The 1,405-nt window shown below is 40.6% G+C and carries 2 protein-coding genes; both read right to left on the reverse strand.

Annotated features, from left to right (window positions below; genetic code table 11):
- Positions 1–682, reverse strand: a 682-nt coding sequence (locus A3735_RS05545; protein WP_304439964.1) for a glycosyltransferase, incomplete at its 3' end; no start/stop codon positions are given.
- A 10-nt stretch (positions 683–692) separates the two neighbouring features.
- Positions 693–1,405: sulfotransferase domain-containing protein (locus A3735_RS05550; protein ID WP_156499431.1), on the reverse strand; the 713-nt coding region annotated here is incomplete at its 5' end.

Raw genomic sequence — 1,405 nt, forward strand, 5'->3', positions numbered from 1 at the left:
CTTTAAGCTTTTCAGCTGCTGCAATATACTCAAAAATCCCCTTATCTCTCAACAAGCGCCCAACAAAGATAAACGAGCAATTCGAAGGGATATCAGAGTGTCTCTTGAATGATTCCGTATTAATGCCTGAGCCATTGAGAATAACCGTATCGTCTTTGTTTAGCAGACCTTTATTAACAAACACTTCTCTATCATCAGGATTTTGAAAGAATACTCGTTTATTAAAACGTAGCGCAGTTCGATATAAACTTGATACAACGAAACTTAACAGCCGCCCTTTAACACTAGACGAAGTCATAGCGTAACCGATACCTGTTATATTTGAGCAAATAACACTAACTCCGGCCATACGAGCAGCAATCGAAGAGTATATTGCGGGTTTGATCGTATAATTCAGAACGTAATCTGGCTCCTCTGCTTTGAAAAGCGAATATAAACGCCGCAGGTACCCGATGTCTTTGATAGGGTTAGTTCCATTTCTCATCATATCTACAGGTGTAAAGTCCACACCCAAATCAGAAAATTCACCCTCTAGGTCACGCCCAGACATCAAACTACAGCTAGGCGGGCATGCTACCAATACCTTCGAACCACGGTTCACAAGTGTCTCGATAAGCTCCCGCCTAAAATTTAATATGGTAAACGCAGCGTTCGCTACAATTACCACCTTTTTTCCCTTCATTAAGCTAGCCTTACAATCCCATTGGGCCAAAATCTACATGAGGGTAGTATTTGGTATAACTCCTCACTCTTTCTTTTAGATGCTCGGGCAAACTATCACCACGACCAACAACACCTTTGTTTTGGCGTGTGTTCTTTTTCTTTTTCTTCTGTTTATCTAACACACCCTGAACCTTTGAAGCACTCTCACCTTCGCCACAGTACTTCAGTACCCCTGCAACAGTGTTAACAGTTTCGTTACGCAATTCATTGTAAGTAATTATTTTCAATCGACCTTCTGAATGAAGACTTGACGACATCCAACTGCAGTAGAAGTTGAAATACCAAGGTATGACGAGATCAACTAAATATTCGTATCGAGTCAGCTCATCCATTAACGCCCAACTCTTCTCATTCATGAACCCACTCGGAAAAGTCGGTCCTTCCATTTCAATGTGATCGTAAAAACTTAATATCGTGTCGAAAATATCTCTGACCTGGAAAATAACCTTAGTGTCAAGCGCATCGATAATCTCGTGAGTATATGCACTATATCGGCAGTGTTGATGCGGTGTTAATACGTTTCCTGAAGCACCTTTGCTTAACAAACAACTTAAATCAATTTCTTGCTCTCGGTTACCGAAACTTGGGACCATTTTTATTTCATCCCACTTCAACGTATCTTTTAGAATACGTGTTAACCAAGTAGAACCAGACTTTGGAGCACAAACCAACCAAATGTGTT

This window comes from Oleiphilus sp. HI0061 (assembly GCF_001635675.1).